Genomic DNA, 17969 nt, shown 5'->3' with positions numbered 1-17969 from the left:
GCCCGCGCCGCGTCCGACCCGTAGACCGGCCGCGCGCGGAGCAGCGCCATATGCTCCCACGTCCAGGCTTCTTCGCGCTGGTAACGGTCGAAACTGTCGAGCGTGACGACGAGCGGCCCCTGCGCGCCCTGCGGGCGCAGCCTCGTGTCGACGTCGTAAAGCTTGCCCGCCGCGGTCGGCACCGACATCGCCGCGGTCACCCGCTGCGCGAGGCGGTTGTAATAGGTGGTCGCGCCGAGCGGGCGGCGCCCGTCCGATTCGGCGAGATGGTCGCCGGTGAACAGGTAGATGAGGTCGAGGTCCGACGCATGGGTCAGCGCGCGCCCGCCGAGCCGCCCGAGCGCGAGCACGACGAGTTCGCCGTCGGCGATGCGGCCATGCGCCTCGACAAATTCGGCGACGGTCGCGTCGGCGAGCACCTGCAGCGCCGCCTCGGCGAGCTCGGAATAGCCGCAGGCGACGACCATCGGATCGGTCGCCCCCGCGATCAGCTGCACCCCATAAGCGAAGCGCCGCTCGCCGACGCGGTCGCGCACGCGGTCGAGCAGCCGCTCGTAATCGAGCCCCGCGAGTCCCGGCGCCCATTCGGACAACAGTTCGGCCTTGGTCGCGGGCGCATCGAAGGCGCGCTTGTCGATCAGCCCTTCGATCAGTTCGACGCGCGCGCCGAGCGCATCGGCGAGCGTCGGGGCGAGCGTCAGTACGCGCACCGCGACCTTGGCGAGTTCGGGCTGCGCCGCGAGCAGGTGGAAGAAATTGATCGCGCTCGGCAGGCCCGAGACGAGCTTGTCGAAGCGCGTCAGCGCGGCTTCGGGATCGGGAGCCGCGCCGAGCGCCTTGACGAGTTCGGGGAGCAAGGTCTCGAGCGCGTCCTGCGCCGCCGGGGTGCGCAGCGCGCGCAGCTTGCCGCCGCGCCACTCTGCGATCGTGCGCAGCGCATGGTCGGGCGGTTCGAACCCCGCCGCCATCAGCGCGCCGGCGAGTTCGCCCTCGTCGCGCGGCAGCCCGCCGGTCGCGGCGCGTTCGAGGACGAGCCGGTCGTAACAGGCGGCGACATCGGCGGTAACCGGCCGAAGCATCGCGAGCAGGGCAGCGCCGTCCTCCTGCCCGTCGAGCCGCGCGACAGCGTCGAGCGCGGCGGTCTGGAGCGGCAGGCCATGCGTCTGCTGGTCCTCGATCATCTGCAGCCGATGCTCGATCCGCCGCAGCACCGCATAATGGCCGGTGAGCCGTTCGGCGATGTCGGGGTCGATCCGCCCCGCCTTCGCGAGCGCCGCGAGCGCATCGACCGTCGCGGGCACGCGCAGCGACGGGTCGCGCCCGCCGTAGATCAGCTGGTGGACCTGCGCGAAAAATTCGATCTCGCGGATGCCGCCGCGCCCGCGCTTGAGGTCATAGCCCGGCCCGAATGCCTGCCCCTGCGCGAAATGGTCGCGGATCCGGTCGCTCATCGCGCCGATTTCCTTGAGCTGCCTAAAATCGAGGCTGCGGCGCCAGATGAAGGGCTGGATCGCCGACAGGAACTCGCCGCCGAGCGCGCGGTCGCCCGCCGAGGCGCGGCTGCGGATGAATGCCGCCTGTTCCCACGCCAGCGCCTCGGATTCATAATAGGAGATGGCGGCATCGACCGGCAGCACGATCGGCGTCACCTCGGGATGCGGGCGGAGGCGCAGGTCGACGCGCAGCACATGGCCGTTCGCGGTGCGCGCCGACAGGATTTCGGTCATCCGCCGCGCGATCCGCACCGCCGCCTCGGTCGGATCGTCGCGCGAACGGCGCGGCATCGTCTCGGGATCGAAGATCAGGATCGGGTCGATGTCCGACGAATAGTTCAGCTCGTGACTGCCGAGCTTGCCGAGTGCGATCACCGCGAGCCCGCGCGCTTCTTCGTCGGGCACGCGCTCGGCGAAGGCGGCGGCGAGCGCCGCGTCGCAGGCGGCGTCGGCAAATTCGGCGAGGTGGCGCGTCGTCGCCCTGACATCATGCTCACCCGACAGGTCGCCGAGCGCGAGCAGCAGCGCGACGCGCCCGCGCCAATGGCGCAGGCTGGTCATGATGTCGTCATCGACCGGCAGCGACGCGACGGCGGCGAGTGCCGTGTCGGTGCCGTCGGCCAGAAAGCGCGTCACATCTTCGGGATGCAATTCGGCAAGGCGCGCAAGAAAGGGCGCATTGGCGGTCAGGCGATCGAGCGCCGATTGGCGTTGGGACGTCATCGCGCGTCGCTATCGCTTGCGGCGTCGCATCAGGCAAGCCAGTAGCGGAAAAACCGTCGCCCCCGCGAAGGCGGGGGCCGCAGGCCGCATTGTGCAGAATCGCCGTGTAAACCGACAGCGGCCCCCGCCTTCGCGGGGGCGACGATTCTACGCCGGAACCGTGCTCTCGTCGAAGAACAGCACCTGCGCGATTGCGGCGCGCAGCGTCGCGGGCTGGTACGGTTTGGTCAGCAGGAACGCCGGCTCGGGGCGGTCGCCGGTGAGGAGCCGCTCGGGGAAGGCGGTGATGAAGATGACCGGCAGCTTCACATCGGCGAGGATTTCCTGCACCGCCTCGATCCCCGAACTGTTGTCGGCGAGCTGGATGTCGGCGAGCACGAGGCTCGGCTTGTGCGTCTGCGCTTCGGCGACGGCTTCGGCATGGGTGGTCGCGACCGCGACGACGTCATGGCCGAGGTCGCGGACGATCATCTCGATATCCATCGCGATGATCGGCTCGTCCTCGATGATCAGGATACGCGCGCGCGTCTGGCGATCGATTTCGGCCATCGCCTCGTCGATCAACGCATGCACCGTCGCGGCGTCGCGCCCGATGATGCGGCCGGCGTCATCCTCGCTGAAGCCCTCGACCGCGGTGAGCAGCAGCGCCTGACGCGCGAGGGAGGGAATGCGGCGCAGCCGCGCGTCGGCGATCGCAATGTCCGCCGCAGGCGCTTCGTCGGAGGCCGACTGCTGCTCCGCGGCGAGGCCGAAATGGTCGTGCACCATGCGATAAAGCTGGATGCGCAGGTCGGCGCGCGTATCGACCGCCGCCGGATTCGCCACCAGCGTGTGCAAAAGGCCCGCGACCAGCGCATCGCCGCTCTGCTGGCTTCCCGAAATGGCACGGCCGTAGCGGCGCAGGTAGGGAAGATGCGGCGCGATCGCCTGACCCAATGACATATATTACCTCCTGATACAGGTCACTGCCTGCCTCGAAACCCGCACAAAACGGGCAAAGCTCCGCCCGCCCCAAAAAAATTGCACGGTGGTGGAACGATCTAGCGGCAAATTGGTTTCATGGGGAAGCAGAAACGCGGCATTGCGCTTTGCTTACAGCGCGTTTAGCAACAGGCCCCATGTCCATTGGATATCATGATAATGTCGTCTGAGACCGGGTCGCCTTCGCAAAAGGCAGCCGCCAAGGACGGTGACAAGAAAATGACCAGAAAGGCGCAGGATGTGAACATCGCCCTGCGTCGCGCCTATGAGTCTGCGGTCGACGAGACGATCCCCGACTCGATGCTCGACCTGCTCAACAAGCTGAACTGAGGTCAGCTCGCCGCGCTGCGGCGGTCGTCAGCCTGCCGCGCTGCGGCGATAATTTTCCGCAAACTCCGACTGGAAGGCCGCGAACCGGCCGGCCGCGATCGCATCGCGCATCGCCTGCATCAGCGCCTGGTAGAAATGCAGATTATGCTGCGTCATCAGCATCGCGCCGAGCATTTCGCCCGACCGCACCAGATGGTGGAGATAAGCGCGCGTCCAGGTCGTGCAGACCGGGCAGTCGCAGCGCGCGTCGAGCGGCCCTTGATCCTCGGCATGTTTCGCGTTGCGGATATTGACCGGGCCGTTCCAGGTGAAGGCCTGGCCGTTGCGTCCCGAGCGCGTCGGCAGCACGCAATCGAACATATCGACCCCGCGTGCCACCGCGCCGACGAGGTCGTCGGGCTTGCCGACCCCCATCAGGTAGCGCGGCTTGTCGGCGGGAAGCTGGCCCGGCGCATAGTCAAGCACGCCGAACATCGCCTCCTGGCCTTCGCCCACGGCAAGGCCACCGATCGCATAGCCGTCGAAGCCGATATCGGTCAGCGCCGCCGCCGAATGCGCGCGCAGTTTTTCGTCGAGCGAGCCCTGCTGGATGCCGAACAGCGCCGCGCGCGACGCATGCTCCTCGCCCGCATCGAAGCCGGCGCGGCTGCGCGCTGCCCAGCGCATCGAGCGCTCCATGCTCGCAAGCGCGCGCTTGGCATCGACACCGTTCGGCGGGCATTCGTCGAACGCCATCACGATGTCGCTGCCGAGCAGCCGCTGGATTTCCATCGAGCGTTCGGGGGTGAGCATGTGGCGCGAGCCGTCGATATGGCTCTGGAACGCCACACCCTGCTCGCTCTGCTTGGTCAGCGCCGACAGGCTCATCACCTGGTATCCGCCGCTGTCGGTCAGGATGGGCCGGTCCCAGCCCATGAACTGGTGCAGCCCGCCGAGTCGCGCGACGCGCTCGGCACCCGGGCGCAGCATCAGGTGATAGGTATTGCCCAAGATGATGTCAGCGCCGGTCGCGCGCACCTCGGCAGGCCGCATCGCCTTCACCGTCGCGGCGGTGCCGACGGGCATGAAGGCGGGGGTGCGGATGTCGCCGCGCTGCATCGCGATGACGCCGGTGCGGGCGGCGCCGTCGGTCGCGGCGACCGTGAAAGCGAATCTTGTCGTCATGGCGCGCGCCTATGGCGGGGGGCGCGACAAAAGTCGAGGCGGGCGGCTATTCCTTCTCGTCCTCGCTCGACGGTTCCTCGGCCGCCGCCTTGGCCTTTTCCTTCGGCTTTTCCTTTTCGAAAATGGCGATCAGTTCCTTCTTCTTCGCCGCGCTCAGCCCTTCCTCGGCCTCGGGGAACATCTCCTCCTCTTCCTCGTCGATATGGTGGAGGTAGCGATGCTTCATGGTGCGGAACCGCGTCAGCCAGCCGGTCGAAGCGAAGTCCATCTCGTAGAGCTCGGTGAGCAGGTCGTCGATTTCCTTGTGCTCGGCGACGCTGTGCTGCGCCTCGTCGCGCAGGTCGGGCTTGCCGAGCATCGTCGCATAGAGCGACATTTCTTCCGAGGCCGCGTGCGCGGTCACTTCGACGCGGAACGCCTCGAACAATTGTTCGCGCTCGTCGCTGTCGCCCTGCGTCGCGTCGATGCGATCGAGCAGGTCGCGATGCCGGTCATGGTCGGCCTTCAGCCGGTCGAAAATCTTGGCTTCCGCCATGGTGCGTCTCCATTCGATGACAGTCGAACGGAAAACGGATCAGCGGCGATGCGGTTCCGCAGCCCAGCCGCTCAGGGCGCCTTGGGCGCCTCGGCCGGGGTCTCCGCCGCAGGTTTCGGCGGCATTTGGACCGGCCCGACATAGTCCGAATAGATCGCCGTCGCCCGCGCCGCGACGCGGTCGAGCAGGTCGGTCTTCTGATCCTTGAGCAGCATCTCGGTCACCGCCTTGGCCTGCTCGTCGCCGACGGCCGCGCCTACCGAGAACCACGCCGCCGCCTCTTCGCCGTCCTTCGCCACCCCCTGGCCGTCGAGATACATCACCCCGACGCCATAGAAGCCATGCGCCTCGCCGCCCTTCGCCGCCGACTTGTAGAGATCGAGCGCCTTGGCATAGTCGACCGCGGTACCGCGACCCGTGGCATAGAGCACCGCAAGGCTCGCCTGCGCCGCCGGGTTGTTCTTCGCCGCCGCCTTGGAAATCCATCCGAACGCCGCCGCGGGATCGGCCGTGACGCCCTCACCGGTGTCGAGCATCACGCCCAGACGCCACTGGCACTGGCTCAGCCCCTTGTCGGCGCATTTGCGATATTGCGCGACCGCCTTCGCCTTGTCGGCGGTGATATTCTGGCCGCTGTCATAGAACCAGCCGAGCGCGAACTGCGCCTCGGGATCGCCCTCGCCCGCCTTTTCCTGCGCCAGCGCAAAGGCCTCGATCGGTTTGCCAGCGTCGAGCAGGTCGGCGATCTGGTCGGCGGTCGATGCGGGGGCGGTCGCGGCGGTCAGCATCGCCCATGCGAAGCCCAGCGCAGCGAAGCTCTTGATAAGTCGGCGGTCGGTCATGCCGCAGCTTGTGGCACCATGTCGGGCTAAGCGCTAGATGGAGAAATGCGCCGGCACGCGGCGTCCTATTTGCCCGACCAGTCGCTCGTCGTCGTGAACATCGGCAACGACAGACCCGCCTGCTGCGCCGCGGCGGCGATCAGATAGGGCGAGACGCGGTGGCGCGTGCACAGCCCGCCGTTGCCGTCGCTGACCATCGAGGTTTCGAACTCGATGCCCTGCTGGTGCGTCTTCGACCGGCGCACGGTCGCGGTCACCAGCTGGCCTTCGCCGAAATCGATCACGAACTGGGTGCCGGTCGGAACGTCCATGATGCCTTCGATGAAGGCGCCCGTCGCCGACAGGTTGCGCATCACGACGGTGTAGCGGTAATTGTCGTGGATGGCGCCGACCTTGCGGAACATCTGGAAGCGGTCGTTGCGCTGGCGCGCCGGACCCGCAGGCATGATCGTCCAGTTGCCCGATTCGGCATGGCCCAGCAGTTCGTCGTTCGACACGGGCTTGCTGTACACATAGCCCTGCACATGGCTGACGTTGAGCTTGCGGATCAGGTCGAGCTGGTCGAGCGATTCGATCCCTTCGGCCGTCGTTTCCATTTCGAGCGCCTCGGCGAGCGCGACGATCGCGGCGATGATCGCACAGTTGCGCGACCCTTCCTCGGTCGCCCCGCGCACGAAGCTCTGGTCGATCTTGATCTTGTCGAACGGCGCCGACTGCAGATAGCCGAGCGACGAATAGCCGGTGCCGAAATCGTCGAGCGCGAGGCGCACGCCGATGCCCTTCAGCGCCTTGAACATCTGGCTCGTCTCGGCCGAATCGCCGAGGAATACGCTTTCGGTGATTTCGAGTTCGAGCTGTTCGGGGGGCAGCCCGCTGGCGGCGAGCGCGTGGGTGACGATCTTGGGCAGCTCGGCGTTGGCGAACTGGATCGGCGACACATTGACCGCGACGCGCATCGCGCCGGGCCAGCGCGACGCATCGTCGCACGCCTTGCGCAGCACCCATTCGCCGAGCGCCCAGATCAGATTGGCTTCCTCGGCGATCGGGATGAACAGCGCGGGCGAGATCGGACCGCGCTCGGGATGGGTCCAGCGGATCAGCGCTTCCATGCCGGTGACGGTGTTGGTCTTGGCGTTGACGATCGGCTGGTACGACAGCTCCATCTCGCCGCGCGCCAGCGCATCGCGCAGATCCTCTTCGAGCGCGCGGCGATCCTCGGCCGCCTGGTGCAGGTCGCTCGAATAGAAGGCGAAGCGGCCGCGGCCATTGCCCTTGGCGGCATAGAGCGCGAGGTCGGCATTGCGGACGAGGTTGTCGCTGTTGTCGCCGTCGAAGGGGCTGATCGCGACCCCGACCGACGCGCCGATGATGCAGCGGCTGCCCTCGACCGAATAGGGCTGCGACAGGCTGGCGATGATGTCGCTCGCCATGTCGCCCAATTTGCCGCGGTCTTCGAGGTCGGGCAGGATGATCTGGAATTCGTCGCCGCCGAGACGGCTGACCATTTCCTTGTCGCCGACGATCTTGAGCAGCCGTTCGGCGACCTGCTTGAGCAGCGCGTCGCCGGCGGGATGGCCGAGCGTGTCGTTGACCTGCTTGAAGCGGTCGAGGTCGAGCAGCATGATCGCGCACGAACGCTGCTGCTGCGAGAAAGCGGCGAGCGTCGAGTCGAGCTTTTTCGAAATGTTGAAGCGGTTGGCGAGCCCGGTCAGCGAATCATACATCGCGAGGCGCGAGGCGTCCTCGGCCGAGCGGCGCTGCTCGGTGATATCCATGCCGCTGCCGCGATAGCCGGTGAACCGGCCGCCGCCGTCGAAATGCGGGCGGCCCGACACCGCCCACCAGCGCTGGTCGCCCTCGAAGGCGCAGCGCAGCGGCAGTTCGTCGAACTTCGATTGTTTGGTGAGCAGGAAAGGCAGGGTGCGCTGGCGTTCGCCATGGCTGTCGACGGGCAGGAACAGTTCGCTGAAGCTGGCGCCGAGCAGGCCGGAGGCGGTGCGCCCCATCTGCTCGGCGACATATTGGGTGATATAGGTGATGCGGCCGTCGGCATCGGTCGACCAGAACCAGCCCTGCTCGCTTTCCTCATAATTGCGGAGCAGCAGCAGCGCTTCCTTGGTGTGGATGCTGGGGGCGACTTCGGGACGCGGCGTCGCTGCACGCGCGCCGAACTTGCCCAAAAATCCACGCCCACCGCCGTCTGGCACTGCCTGTTTCCCCTGGTCGTCCGGATGCAGTGCCGGCTTACCCATGTTGCGTCATCATGCTGGTCCCCACCTGAGGAAAGCATTTGCCTGAAATCCCTTGCCAATCCGTAAATGACGCGTCGTCAGATCAGGGGAGCAACAGGCTCGCGTCGCCATAGCTGTAAAAGCGATATTCGCTTTCGATCGCATGCGCATAGGCCGCCTGCATCGTCTCCAGCCCCATCAGCGCGCTGACCAGCATGAAGAGGGTCGATTTGGGCAGATGGAAATTGGTCATCAAGCCGTCGATCGCGCGAAAGCGGTAGCCGGGGGTGATGAAGATCGACGTGTCGCCAGCGAAGGGCGCGATGATATTGTCTTCGCGCGCTGCGCTTTCGAGCAGGCGCAGGCTGGTGGTGCCGACCGCGATGATCCGCCCGCCGCTCGCGCGCACCGCATTGAGCCGCACGGCGGTGTCGGCGTCGATGCGGCCCCATTCGGCGTGCATGACATGGTCGTCGGTGTCGTCGGCCTTGACCGGCAGGAAGGTCCCCGCGCCGACATGCAGCGTCAGCGTCTCGCGCTTCACCCCCGCCGCATCGAGCGCAGCGAGCAGATCGGGGGTGAAATGCAGCGCCGCGGTCGGGGCCGCGACGGCGCCGTCCTCGCGTGCGAACATCGTCTGGTAATCGCTGCGATCGGCCTCGTCGGTCGGGCGCTTGCCCGCGATATAGGGCGGCAACGGCATGGTGCCCGCCCGCTCGAGCAGCAGTTCGACGGGTTCGTCGCCGCCGAAGGCGAGGATGAAGCTGCCGTCGGCGAGCCGCTCCTCGGCGAGCGCGGTCACGCCCGATGCAAATTCCACCGTTTCGCCGACGCGCAGCCTTTTGGCGTTGCGGATGAAGGCCTGCCAGCGGCGCAGGTCGATACGCTTGTGCAGGGTGGCGCCGATCCTGGCCCCCGACGCGCTCTGCGCGTCATCTTGTCGAACGCCGCGCCGCCCTTCGAGCTGTGCGGGGATGACGCGGGTGTCGTTGAACACCAGGCAGTCGCCCGCGCGCAGCAGCGACGGCAGGTCGCGGACACCGCGATCGGCCATCGCGCCGCGCTCGACCACGAGCATCCGCGCCGCGTCGCGCGGACGCGACGGACGCAGCGCGATGCGCGCGTTGGGAAGGTCGAAGTCGAAGGCGTCGACGCGCATCGCGCGCCTCTCCTTACTGGATCGGCGCGTTGAGCTGGTCGGCGGTGATCGGCGCCGCGGCGGGCGCGGGTACCGTGTCGGTCAGCATCGACGCGGGCGGCATCGGCTTGTTGTCGGCGGCGACCGAAACCTGGACCATGCGCGACATCACTTCGGGCGGTTCGCCCTTATGGATCGCGTCGACATATTGCATGCCCGAAATCACGCGGCCGAACGCGGTGTAGCGGCGGTCGAGGCTGAAGCGCGGCTGGAGCATGATGAAGAACTGGCTGTTCGCGCTGTCTTCGCTCTCGGCGCGCGCCATCGACAGCGTCCCGCGCAAATGCGGCGTCGGATTGAATTCGGCCTTGAGGTCGGGGAGCTGCGATCCACCCTGCCCGGTCGCGGTCGGATCGCCCGTCTGCGCCATGAAGCCGTCGATCACGCGGTGGAATTTTACCCCGTCGTAAAAGCCCGCGCGCGCCAGCTGCTTCAGCCGTTCGACATGGTTCGGCGCGACGTTCGGATAGAGCTGCACGACGATCCGACCGCCGGTCGAAAGGTCGATGTTGAGCATATATTCGGGGTTGTTGATATACTGGTCGGGCGTCATCGCCGGCACCGCGGGGGCCACCGTCGTTTCGCCGGTAGCCGGTGCAGTCGCGGGCGCCTCCGCCGGGGGCGTTTCCTGCGCCGCGAGCGGAGCCGCAAGGCCGAGCGCCATCGCCGTCAGGATCAAGGGGCGGAAGGTGAATGTCATGCTGGATCGGCCTTTGTGATGAAATGCTCTATGCGCCCCGTCTGGCGCGGCCCTAGCGGGAAAAAGCTGAACGCTCAATGATCGCGATCAGGCGTCGCCCTGGCGCAATCCGCGTTCGGCGATGCGCCCCGTCACGGCGTCCTTCACGGCGGGGGTGACGAACTTGTGGATGTCGCCGCCGAAGATCGCGATTTCCTTGACCAGCCGCGACGCGATCGGCTGCAAGCCGACGTCGGCCATCAGGAACACCGTCTCGATCCGGTCGTTCAATTGCTGATTCATGCCCGCCATCTGATATTCATATTCGAAGTCGGCGACTGCGCGCAGCCCGCGCACGATAACGCTCGCGCCCTCGCGCTCGGCGAAGTCCATCAGCAGCGAGTTGAAACCGACGACGCGGATGTCGCCGCCGATGCTCGTCACCTCACGGCGGACCATCTCGATGCGCTCCTCGTCGTCGAACAGCGGCGATTTGGTGATGTTGGTCGTCACGCCGATGACCAGCCGATCGACCAGCTTCGCACCGCGCCGGATGATGTCCATATGCCCCAAGGTGATCGGATCGAACGTCCCCGGATAAACCCCCACGCGCATCAGCGATCCCTTTCCACGATATAGCGGGCGATCGCGCGCAGCAGCGTCGCCTCCTCCCCGAAACCTGCGAGGTGGCCGATCGCCTGATCGACCAGCGCCACCGCCTGTTCGCGCGCGCGGTCGAGCCCCATCAGCGTGACGAAGGTCGCCTTGCCCGCCGCTTCATCCTTATGCAGCGCCTTGCCGGCGAGTTGCTCGTCGCCCTCGACGTCCATGATGTCGTCGGCGATCTGGAAGGCGAGCCCGATATCGCGCGCATAGCCGCGCAGCGGCACGCGCCCCTCGGCCGGGATGCGCGCGAGGATCGCGCCCGCCTCGACCGAAAAGGCGATCAGCGCGCCGGTCTTGAGCTGCTGCAGCCGCGTTACCGTCGGCAGGTCGAACTGCGCGGTCTCGGCGGCGAGGTCCATCATCTGCCCGCCCGCCATGCCCGCGGGCCCGGCGGCGCGCGCCAGTTCGCGGATCAGCTCGCTGCGCACGAAGGGGTCGGCATGTGTTGCCGGATCGACGAGCCATTCGAACGCCAGCGCATGAAGCGAATCACCCGCCAGCACCGCGGTTGCCTCGTCGAACGCCTTATGCACCGTCGGCTTGCCGCGGCGCAGATCGTCATCGTCCATGCAGGGCAGATCGTCATGGATCAGCGAATAGACGTGCATCGCCTCGACCGCCGCGCCGACGCGTAGCGAAAGGGTCCGATCGACATGATAGAGGTCGCCCGCCGCGCGAACGAGCAACGGGCGCAGGCGCTTGCCGCCGCCGATCGCAGCGTGGCGCATCGCCTCGTACAACCGGTCGCGCGGGTCGGCGGGGACCGACAGCAACTGGTCGAACAGGCGATCGGTTGCGTCGACGACGTCGGCCTGCGTCTCGGCGAGCAGGCGGCTGCCCGCGTCCACCTCTCCCTCGGCGACCGCCACGCGGCTCAGCCTTCGCCGAACGGCGTGGTTCCCGCCGGCCGGCCATCCGCGCCGAGGCTCACCTGCTCGATACGCGCCTGCGCCGCGGCGAGCCGCGCTTCGCAATGGCCGCGCAGCGCGTGACCACGCTCGTAGAGCGCCACCGATTCCTCGAGGCTGACGTCGCCGCTTTCGAGTCGCCGCACGATCGTTTCGAGCTCGCCCATCGCGGCTTCGAAGGACAGCGCGGAAATTGCGGTGTCGCCTTGGGAATTGGGGGTATCCGTCATGCCCCCTGCTTTGGCCTTTTCGGACCCCCATGGTCAAGTGCGGTCGAGCTTGACGCCATCCCGCGCGGGACTAGGCTCACCCCATGTTCATCGGCCATTTCGCCCCGGCGCTGGTCGCCGCCGCCCGGCCGAACGCGGCGGGCCTCGGCACGCTGTTCGTCGCCGCGCAGCTCGTCGACATCGGCTTTGCCGCCTTGCTGATCCCGGGAGTCGAGGCGATGCGCATCGTCCCCGGCATCACGGCGATGAACCCGATGGACCTGTATCACATGCCCTACACGCACAGCCTGCTCGGCGCGCTGATCTGGGCCAAGGTCTTCGGCCTGCTCGTCTGGTTCGCGACGAAAAGAAAGGCCGCCGCGATCGGCGCGGCGCTCGTCGTCGTCTCGCACTGGTTCGTCGACCTCGCCGTCCATATCCCCGATCTCACGCTTTACGGCGCACCACCGAAGCTCGGACTCGGGATCTGGAACCATCCCGCAATCGCGATGCCGCTCGAGATCGCCTTCATCGGCGCCGCGCTGGTCTATTACGCCCACCGCACGCGTGCCCCGACCGGGAACCGGCGGCTGTGGATTCTCGCCGGCCTGCTCGCCTTTGCGCAGGCCGTCGACTGGTTCGGTCCAAAGGAACCCGCTTATTCGCTCGCCATCCCGGCGACGATGCTCTTCGCCTACGCCCTGCTCGCAGCGATCGCCGCCTGGGCGGGTACCAACCGCCAACTCATGGGAGCCAGTAGCTGATGCTGCAAGCCGCCGCCGGTTACGGCTTTACCGCGCTGATCTTCGGCCTGCTCGACGCACTTTGGCTGACAAAGGTCGGCCCGAAACTCTATCGGCCCGAGATCGGCGAATTGATGATGGACGGGTGGCGCCCCGTCCCGGCGCTGATCTTCTATGCGCTCTATATGCTCGGTATCCAGATTTTCGCAGTCCAGCCCGCGCTCGCGGCGGGCAAGTGGCAGGTGGCGGCCATGTACGGCGCGCTGTTCGGCTTCTTCTGCTACATGACCTACGACCTCACCAACCATGCGACGATGAAGGTCTGGTCGACCAAGATCACCCTCGCCGATATCGCCTGGGGCACCTGCGCGACGGGGCTGTCGGCGGGCGCCGCGGCCTGGCTGGTGCTGACGCTCCTGCCGCGCAGCGCCTGACCCTGCGCCACCGCGCGCAATCACGTTTCGGTTTTTTGCAATTGCCCGGCACGGCAAGCTGGATCATGCTGCACCGCACAAGAAGAGAGGGGCGTAAAGGCAAGTTTTGTTCGTTCAACAAGGACTTGCGTCATGAAAAAGTTCATCCTCCCCACCCTCACCCTGCTCAGCCTGATTCCCGCCACGGCGCATGCCGAGGAAGTCCGCCGCTTCGAGCATGAGGGCAATATCTACAGCTACACCGTTTCCACGCTCGGCGACCGCCGCGTCATCAGCGGCGTCGAGGAAAAGACCGGCAAGCCGTTCAAGCTGCGCATCGGCACCCACCAGGTCCGCGGCACCGTCGGATCGCAGCAGGTCCAGTTCTCGCTCAAGGACGTCGAGCCGCTCAAGGCATCGGTCACGGTGCTGGCCGCACGCTGATCTCCGAAGCAGGCCCCATGGTGCGAAATGCACTATGGGGTCTGTTCCTATCGCGCGCACGCGGCTAAAGGCGCGCCATGACTCAGACCGCAACCGCGCCCGCCTCCGTCATCACTCCCCAGGTCGTCGCCGACCACGGCCTGTCGCCGGAAGAATATGAGCGCGTCGTCGCCGCCATCGGGCGCGAACCGAACCTGGTCGAACTCGGCATCTTCTCGGTCATGTGGTCCGAGCATTGCAGCTACAAAAGCTCGCGCATCCACCTCAAGAAACTGCCCACCGAGGCGCCCTGGGTGATCTGTGGCCCCGGCGAAAATGCCGGCGTCATCGACATCGGCGAAGGGCCGGACGGCAAGAAGCTCGCGGCGATCTTCAAGATGGAGAGCCACAACCACCCCTCGTACATCGAACCCTATCAAGGTGCGGCGACCGGGGTCGGCGGCATCCTGCGCGACGTTTTCACGATGGGCGCGCGCCCCGTCGCGAACCTCAACGCTTTGCGCTTCGGCCGCCCCGACCATCCGAAGATGAAGCATCTCATCTCGGGCGTCGTGCACGGCATCGGCGGCTACGGCAATTGCGTCGGCGTTCCGACGGTCGGCGGCGAGGTCAATTTCCACAAGGCCTATGACGGCAATATCCTCGTCAACGCGATGACCGTCGGCGTCGCCGAACAGGACAAAATCTTCTATTCGGCCGCATCCGGCGTCGGCAATCCGATCGTCTATGTCGGCTCGAAGACCGGCCGCGACGGCATCCACGGCGCGACGATGGCGTCGGCCGACTTCGGCGAGGATGCCGAGGAGAAGCGCCCGACCGTGCAGGTCGGTGATCCCTTCACCGAGAAACTGCTGATCGAGGCGTGCCTTGAGTTGATGGCGTCGGACGCGATCGTCGCGATCCAGGACATGGGCGCCGCGGGCCTGACCAGCTCGTCGGTGGAGATGGCGTCGAAGGGCGGCGTCGGCCTCCACCTCAAGATGGACGATGTGCCGCAGCGCGAAACCGGCATGACGACGTACGAGATGATGCTGTCCGAATCGCAGGAACGCATGCTGATGGTGCTGAAGCCCGGGCGTGAGGATTTCGCCGCCGCGATCTTCCACAAATGGGAACTCGACTTCGCCGTCATCGGCACCGTCACCGACACCGGCCGCATGGTGCTCGAGCATGAGGGCGAGATCGTCTGCGACATCCCGCTCGCCCCGCTCGCCGACGATGCGCCGCTCTACGACCGTCCGCATGTTCCGACCCCAAAGCAGGCCGAACTGACCGACGTCCCCGAGACGAAGGATGTCGCAGCCGACCTCAAGACCTTGATGGGCACGCCCGACATCGCCAGCCGCCGCTGGATCTACGAGCAGTACGATAGCCAGGTCGGCGGCGACACGCTGCAGATCGGCGGCGACGCCGCGCTTGTCCGCATCCACGGGACCAACCGCGCGCTCGCGATGTCGACCGACTGCACCCCCCGCTATTGCTACGCCGACCCCGTCGAAGGCGGCAAGCAGGCGGTCGCCGAAACCTGGCGCAACATTACCGCAGTCGGCGCGACGCCGCTCGCGATCACCAACTGCCTGAACTTCGCGAACCCCCAGCGTCCCGAGATCATGGGCCAGATCACCGGCTGCCTCGACGGCATGGCGCAGGCGTGCCGCGCGCTCGACTATCCGATCGTCTCGGGCAACGTCAGCCTCTATAACGAGAGCAAGGCCACCGGCGGCGGCAGCGCGATCCTGCCCACCCCCGCGATCGGCGGCGTCGGCGTGATCGACGACCTGAACCGCGCGGTCGGCATCGGCTTCAAGCGCACCGGCGACATCGTGCTCGCGGTGGGCGAACGCGCCGGCCATCTCGGCCAGTCGGTCTGGCTGCGCGAAATCCATGGCCGCGAGGAAGGCCCGCCGCCGCCGGTCAATTTGCGCTGCGAAAAGCGCACCGGCGATTTCATCCGCACCGCGATCAACGCCGGCTGGATCACGGCGTGCCACGACGTCTCCGACGGCGGCATCGCGGTGACGCTCGCCGAAATGGCGCTGAAGTCGAACATCGGCGTGCTGGTCAGCGAAGAACAGCCCTTCGGCGTCGCCGAAAGCTTCTTTGGCGAGGACCAGGGCCTCTACCTGGTCACCGTCTGCGACACCTGCCTCGCCGACTTCCTCGACGCCGCCGGCCGCGCCGATGTGCCGGTCGATCCGGTCGGCCGCACGATCAAGGACCGTATCGTCTTCGAACTGCCCGACAGCGACCATAGCGTGACGCTGGCCGAGCTGCGCGAAGCGCATGAGGGTTTCTTCCCGAATTTGATGGGGGCCGACGCGGCGCTCGCGTAACCGAAAGAGAGGGGCCGATGAGCATCCATGTCGGAATCGGCGGCTGGACCTTCGAGCCGTGGCGCGGCCCCTTCTACCCCGCCGGCCTCGCGCAGAAGCGCGAGCTCGAATATGCCGGTCAGCATCTGACCGGGATCGAGATCAACGGCACCTATTATGGCAGCCAGAAGCCCGAGAGCTTTGCGAACTGGGCGGCCTCGGTCCCCAATGGGTTCAAGTTCAGCGTCAAGGCGTCGCGCTTCACCACGAACCGCAAGGTGCTGAAGGAAGGTGCGGCCTCGATCGAGAAATTCCTGACGCAGGGGCTGACGCGGCTCGGCGACCGGCTTGGCCCGATCCACTGGCAGTTCATGGCGACGAAGAAGTTCGATCGCGACGATTTCGCGGGTTTCCTCGACCTGCTCCCCGATATGCAGGACGGCCTTCCGCTCCGCCACGCGATCGAGGTGCGGCACGAAAGCTTCCGCGACCCCGCCTTCGTCGCCATGCTCCGCGAACGCAACATGGCGGTCGTCTATGCCGACAGTGACGAATTTCCCTGCATCGACGAACAGACCGCTGACTTCACCTATGCCCGCCTCCAGCGCAGCCAGGAGGATGTCGAAACCGGCTATGACGCCAAGGCGCTCGACCATTGGGCGAAGCAGGCGAAGGACTGGGCGAAGGGCGACCGCGACGTCTTTCTCTTCTTCATCGCGGGCGCGAAGGTCCGCAATCCCGCGGCGGCGCAGGCGCTGATCGCACGGCTGTGACGACGGGCTATTCGGGAACACCGCTCGCGAAGAAACTGTCGCTGAAGGACGGCATGACGACCTGGTTCCATGCGATGCCTCCGACTGTGCGCGAAGAGATTGGCGAGGTTTCCTTCAATGAACGCGACGCCTCCGAAGCGGGACTTCAGGCCGCGCACATCTTCTCGACCGAGCGCGCCGAACTCGAACGCCTGCTTGCCGATTTGCGCCCACTGATCGACCCCGCGGGCTTCGTCTGGGTCAGCTGGCCCAAGAAGGCCTCGAAGGTTCCGACCGACATCACCGAGGATGTGATCCGCGAGCTCTGCCTGCCGATGGGCTGGGTCGATGTGAAGGTTTGCGCCGTCGATGACGTCTGGTCCGGCCTCAAGCTGATGATCCGGAAAGAGCTGCGCTGAATAAGCCGAACCCCGGCGAACGCCGGGGCCCATGACATTGCGAAGCGGGACCCCGGCTTTCGCCGGGGAACACTCAGGCCGCTACAGCCTGCTGCGCAGCGAGGAAGTTGTACGGGTCGATCCCGCGGCTGCGATACGCGCGGTGCGCTTCCTGATAGAGCGTCGGCTCGCCGATGCCGAGGCGGGCGCGGGCCGCTTCCAGCGGTTCGGCGAGCAGCGCGCGGATGTCCTGTTCGATGATCGCCTTCGATGCCTTGCCGTTACGCTGGCCCTGGCGGATCGCACCCATCACCGGCGCATCGCCCTTGACGCTGCGCTTCAGTTCGAGACCGCCCGCGTAAGCGATGAAGAAATTGCCGTAATTGCCCGTCTGGCCATAGGTGAAGCCGAGCACGCACTGCTCGCCGAGCGCGTCGCGGCCATAACCGGTCAGGATGTGGAACAGGTCGTGCGTGTCGCGCAGGCGGTTGGCATACCATTGCACCTGGTCGTCGAACTTGGGGCGGCCCATCTTGTCGGCCTCGGCGACAAGGCCTGCCGCCGACAGGCCTTCGCGGCGCATGAAGGTGACATAGGCGTGGCCGACGCTGCCTTCGGGCAATTCGTCGATCCAGCCATGATCGTCGAGCAGGTCGGGCAGATAGGGCTCGCGCACCATCAGTTGCTGGCCGAAATCGCTTTCCACGAAGGCGCGCGCATCGTCCATGAAGCCCTTGCGCGGCAGGCTCTCGAAGATGTGGAACACCTGTTCGGTGTCTTCCTTGTCCTTGATGAGATTGCGGAAGTGACGGAACGCCTTCAGCGGGCGAAACTTCTGCGGTTGGCGGTCGGGGTGGGAGAAGATGGTCGGGGTCATGGGCGTGCCTCGATAGAATCGCTTGATGATGACCAGATAGCATTACTGACAAAGATGTCAATAACCCTTTA

General features: G+C 66.4%; 19 protein-coding genes. 7 read left to right on the top strand and 12 right to left on the bottom strand.

Annotated features, from left to right (window positions below; all coding sequences use genetic code 11):
- The coding region (locus tag B1A78_RS08110) for a glutamine-synthetase adenylyltransferase (protein WP_077146464.1) at window positions 1-2216 on the bottom strand (2216 nt) is incomplete at its 3' end.
- A 147-nt stretch (window positions 2217-2363) separates the two neighbouring features.
- Window positions 2364-3158, bottom strand: coding sequence for a response regulator (locus tag B1A78_RS08105; protein WP_077146463.1), 795 nt, complete (start codon window positions 3156-3158; stop codon window positions 2364-2366).
- A gap of 258 nt (window positions 3159-3416) precedes the next feature.
- Here B1A78_RS08105 and B1A78_RS22600 point away from each other — a divergent pair, with 258 nt between their 5' ends.
- Window positions 3417-3527, top strand: coding sequence for a NepR family anti-sigma factor (locus B1A78_RS22600; protein ID WP_179102006.1), 111 nt, complete (start codon window positions 3417-3419; stop codon window positions 3525-3527).
- A 27-nt stretch (window positions 3528-3554) separates the two neighbouring features.
- On the opposite strand, the gene tgt is transcribed toward B1A78_RS22600, so the two are convergent.
- The 9 genes from tgt to B1A78_RS08060 all read right to left on the bottom strand — a co-directional run bounded on the left by tgt (window position 3555) and on the right by B1A78_RS08060 (window position 11980).
- Window positions 3555-4691 (bottom strand): tRNA guanosine(34) transglycosylase Tgt, encoded by a 1137-nt coding sequence (tgt, locus tag B1A78_RS08100; RefSeq protein ID WP_077146462.1) that lies wholly within the window; start codon window positions 4689-4691, stop codon window positions 3555-3557.
- Between the two features lie 46 nt (window positions 4692-4737).
- Window positions 4738-5226 (bottom strand): hemerythrin domain-containing protein, encoded by a 489-nt coding sequence (locus B1A78_RS08095; protein WP_077146461.1) that lies wholly within the window; start codon window positions 5224-5226, stop codon window positions 4738-4740.
- 71 nt (window positions 5227-5297) lie between these two features.
- On the bottom strand, window positions 5298-6068 hold the full coding sequence (locus tag B1A78_RS08090) for a tetratricopeptide repeat protein (protein ID WP_077146460.1): 771 nt from the start codon (window positions 6066-6068) through the stop codon (window positions 5298-5300).
- 65 nt (window positions 6069-6133) lie between these two features.
- Window positions 6134-8248, bottom strand: coding sequence for an EAL domain-containing protein (locus B1A78_RS08085; RefSeq protein WP_256837526.1), 2115 nt, complete (start codon window positions 8246-8248; stop codon window positions 6134-6136).
- Between the two features lie 154 nt (window positions 8249-8402).
- Window positions 8403-9458 carry a tRNA preQ1(34) S-adenosylmethionine ribosyltransferase-isomerase QueA gene (gene queA / locus B1A78_RS08080; protein ID WP_077146458.1) on the bottom strand — a complete coding sequence of 352 codons (1056 nt, stop codon included), beginning with the start codon at window positions 9456-9458 and terminating at the stop codon, window positions 8403-8405.
- A 13-nt stretch (window positions 9459-9471) separates the two neighbouring features.
- Window positions 9472-10197, bottom strand: a complete 726-nt coding sequence (locus B1A78_RS08075; RefSeq protein ID WP_077146457.1) for a peptidylprolyl isomerase — start codon at window positions 10195-10197, stop codon at window positions 9472-9474.
- 87 nt (window positions 10198-10284) lie between these two features.
- Complete coding sequence (gene coaD / locus B1A78_RS08070) at window positions 10285-10791, bottom strand: pantetheine-phosphate adenylyltransferase (protein WP_056343510.1); 507 nt, start codon at window positions 10789-10791, stop codon at window positions 10285-10287.
- The gene (locus B1A78_RS08065; RefSeq protein WP_179102007.1) at window positions 10791-11690 is read right to left on the bottom strand and encodes a polyprenyl synthetase family protein; all 900 of its coding nucleotides are present in this window, start codon (window positions 11688-11690) and stop codon (window positions 10791-10793) included. The genes coaD and B1A78_RS08065 overlap by 1 nt, the downstream gene beginning before the upstream one ends.
- A 26-nt stretch (window positions 11691-11716) precedes the next feature.
- Window positions 11717-11980, bottom strand: coding sequence for an exodeoxyribonuclease VII small subunit (locus B1A78_RS08060; RefSeq protein ID WP_077146455.1), 264 nt, complete (start codon window positions 11978-11980; stop codon window positions 11717-11719).
- Window positions 11981-12063: 83 nt separating this feature from the next.
- Here B1A78_RS08060 and B1A78_RS08055 point away from each other — a divergent pair, with 83 nt between their 5' ends.
- The 6 genes from B1A78_RS08055 to B1A78_RS08030 all read left to right on the top strand — a co-directional run bounded on the left by B1A78_RS08055 (window position 12064) and on the right by B1A78_RS08030 (window position 17042).
- Window positions 12064-12723 carry a hypothetical protein gene (locus tag B1A78_RS08055; RefSeq protein WP_077146454.1) on the top strand — a complete coding sequence of 220 codons (660 nt, stop codon included), beginning with the start codon at window positions 12064-12066 and terminating at the stop codon, window positions 12721-12723.
- Complete coding sequence (locus B1A78_RS08050) at window positions 12723-13136, top strand: DUF2177 family protein (RefSeq protein WP_077146453.1); 414 nt, start codon at window positions 12723-12725, stop codon at window positions 13134-13136. The genes B1A78_RS08055 and B1A78_RS08050 overlap by 1 nt, the downstream gene beginning before the upstream one ends.
- A 132-nt stretch (window positions 13137-13268) precedes the next feature.
- Complete coding sequence (locus tag B1A78_RS08045; RefSeq protein ID WP_077146452.1) at window positions 13269-13559, top strand: hypothetical protein; 291 nt, start codon at window positions 13269-13271, stop codon at window positions 13557-13559.
- A 77-nt stretch (window positions 13560-13636) separates the two neighbouring features.
- Complete coding sequence (gene purL, locus B1A78_RS08040) at window positions 13637-15892, top strand: phosphoribosylformylglycinamidine synthase subunit PurL (protein WP_077146451.1); 2256 nt, start codon at window positions 13637-13639, stop codon at window positions 15890-15892.
- 17 nt (window positions 15893-15909) lie between these two features.
- Window positions 15910-16644: a DUF72 domain-containing protein gene (locus tag B1A78_RS08035; RefSeq protein WP_077146450.1), complete on the top strand. Its 735-nt coding sequence runs from the start codon at window positions 15910-15912 to the stop codon at window positions 16642-16644.
- Window positions 16641-17042, top strand: a complete 402-nt coding sequence (locus B1A78_RS08030; RefSeq protein ID WP_077146449.1) for a hypothetical protein — start codon at window positions 16641-16643, stop codon at window positions 17040-17042. Before B1A78_RS08035 ends, B1A78_RS08030 begins: the two co-directional genes overlap by 4 nt.
- A 73-nt stretch (window positions 17043-17115) precedes the next feature.
- On the opposite strand, the gene B1A78_RS08025 is transcribed toward B1A78_RS08030, so the two are convergent.
- Entirely contained in the window at window positions 17116-17898 is a 783-nt protein-coding gene (locus B1A78_RS08025) for a Coq4 family protein (RefSeq protein ID WP_077146448.1), read from the bottom strand.
- Window positions 17899-17969 lie beyond the last annotated feature (71 nt).

Origin of the sequence: Sphingopyxis sp. KK2, assembly GCF_001990265.1 — a bacterium.
GTDB lineage: Bacteria > Pseudomonadota > Alphaproteobacteria > Sphingomonadales > Sphingomonadaceae > Sphingopyxis.
This window is presented reverse-complemented; position numbering and strand designations above follow the sequence as displayed.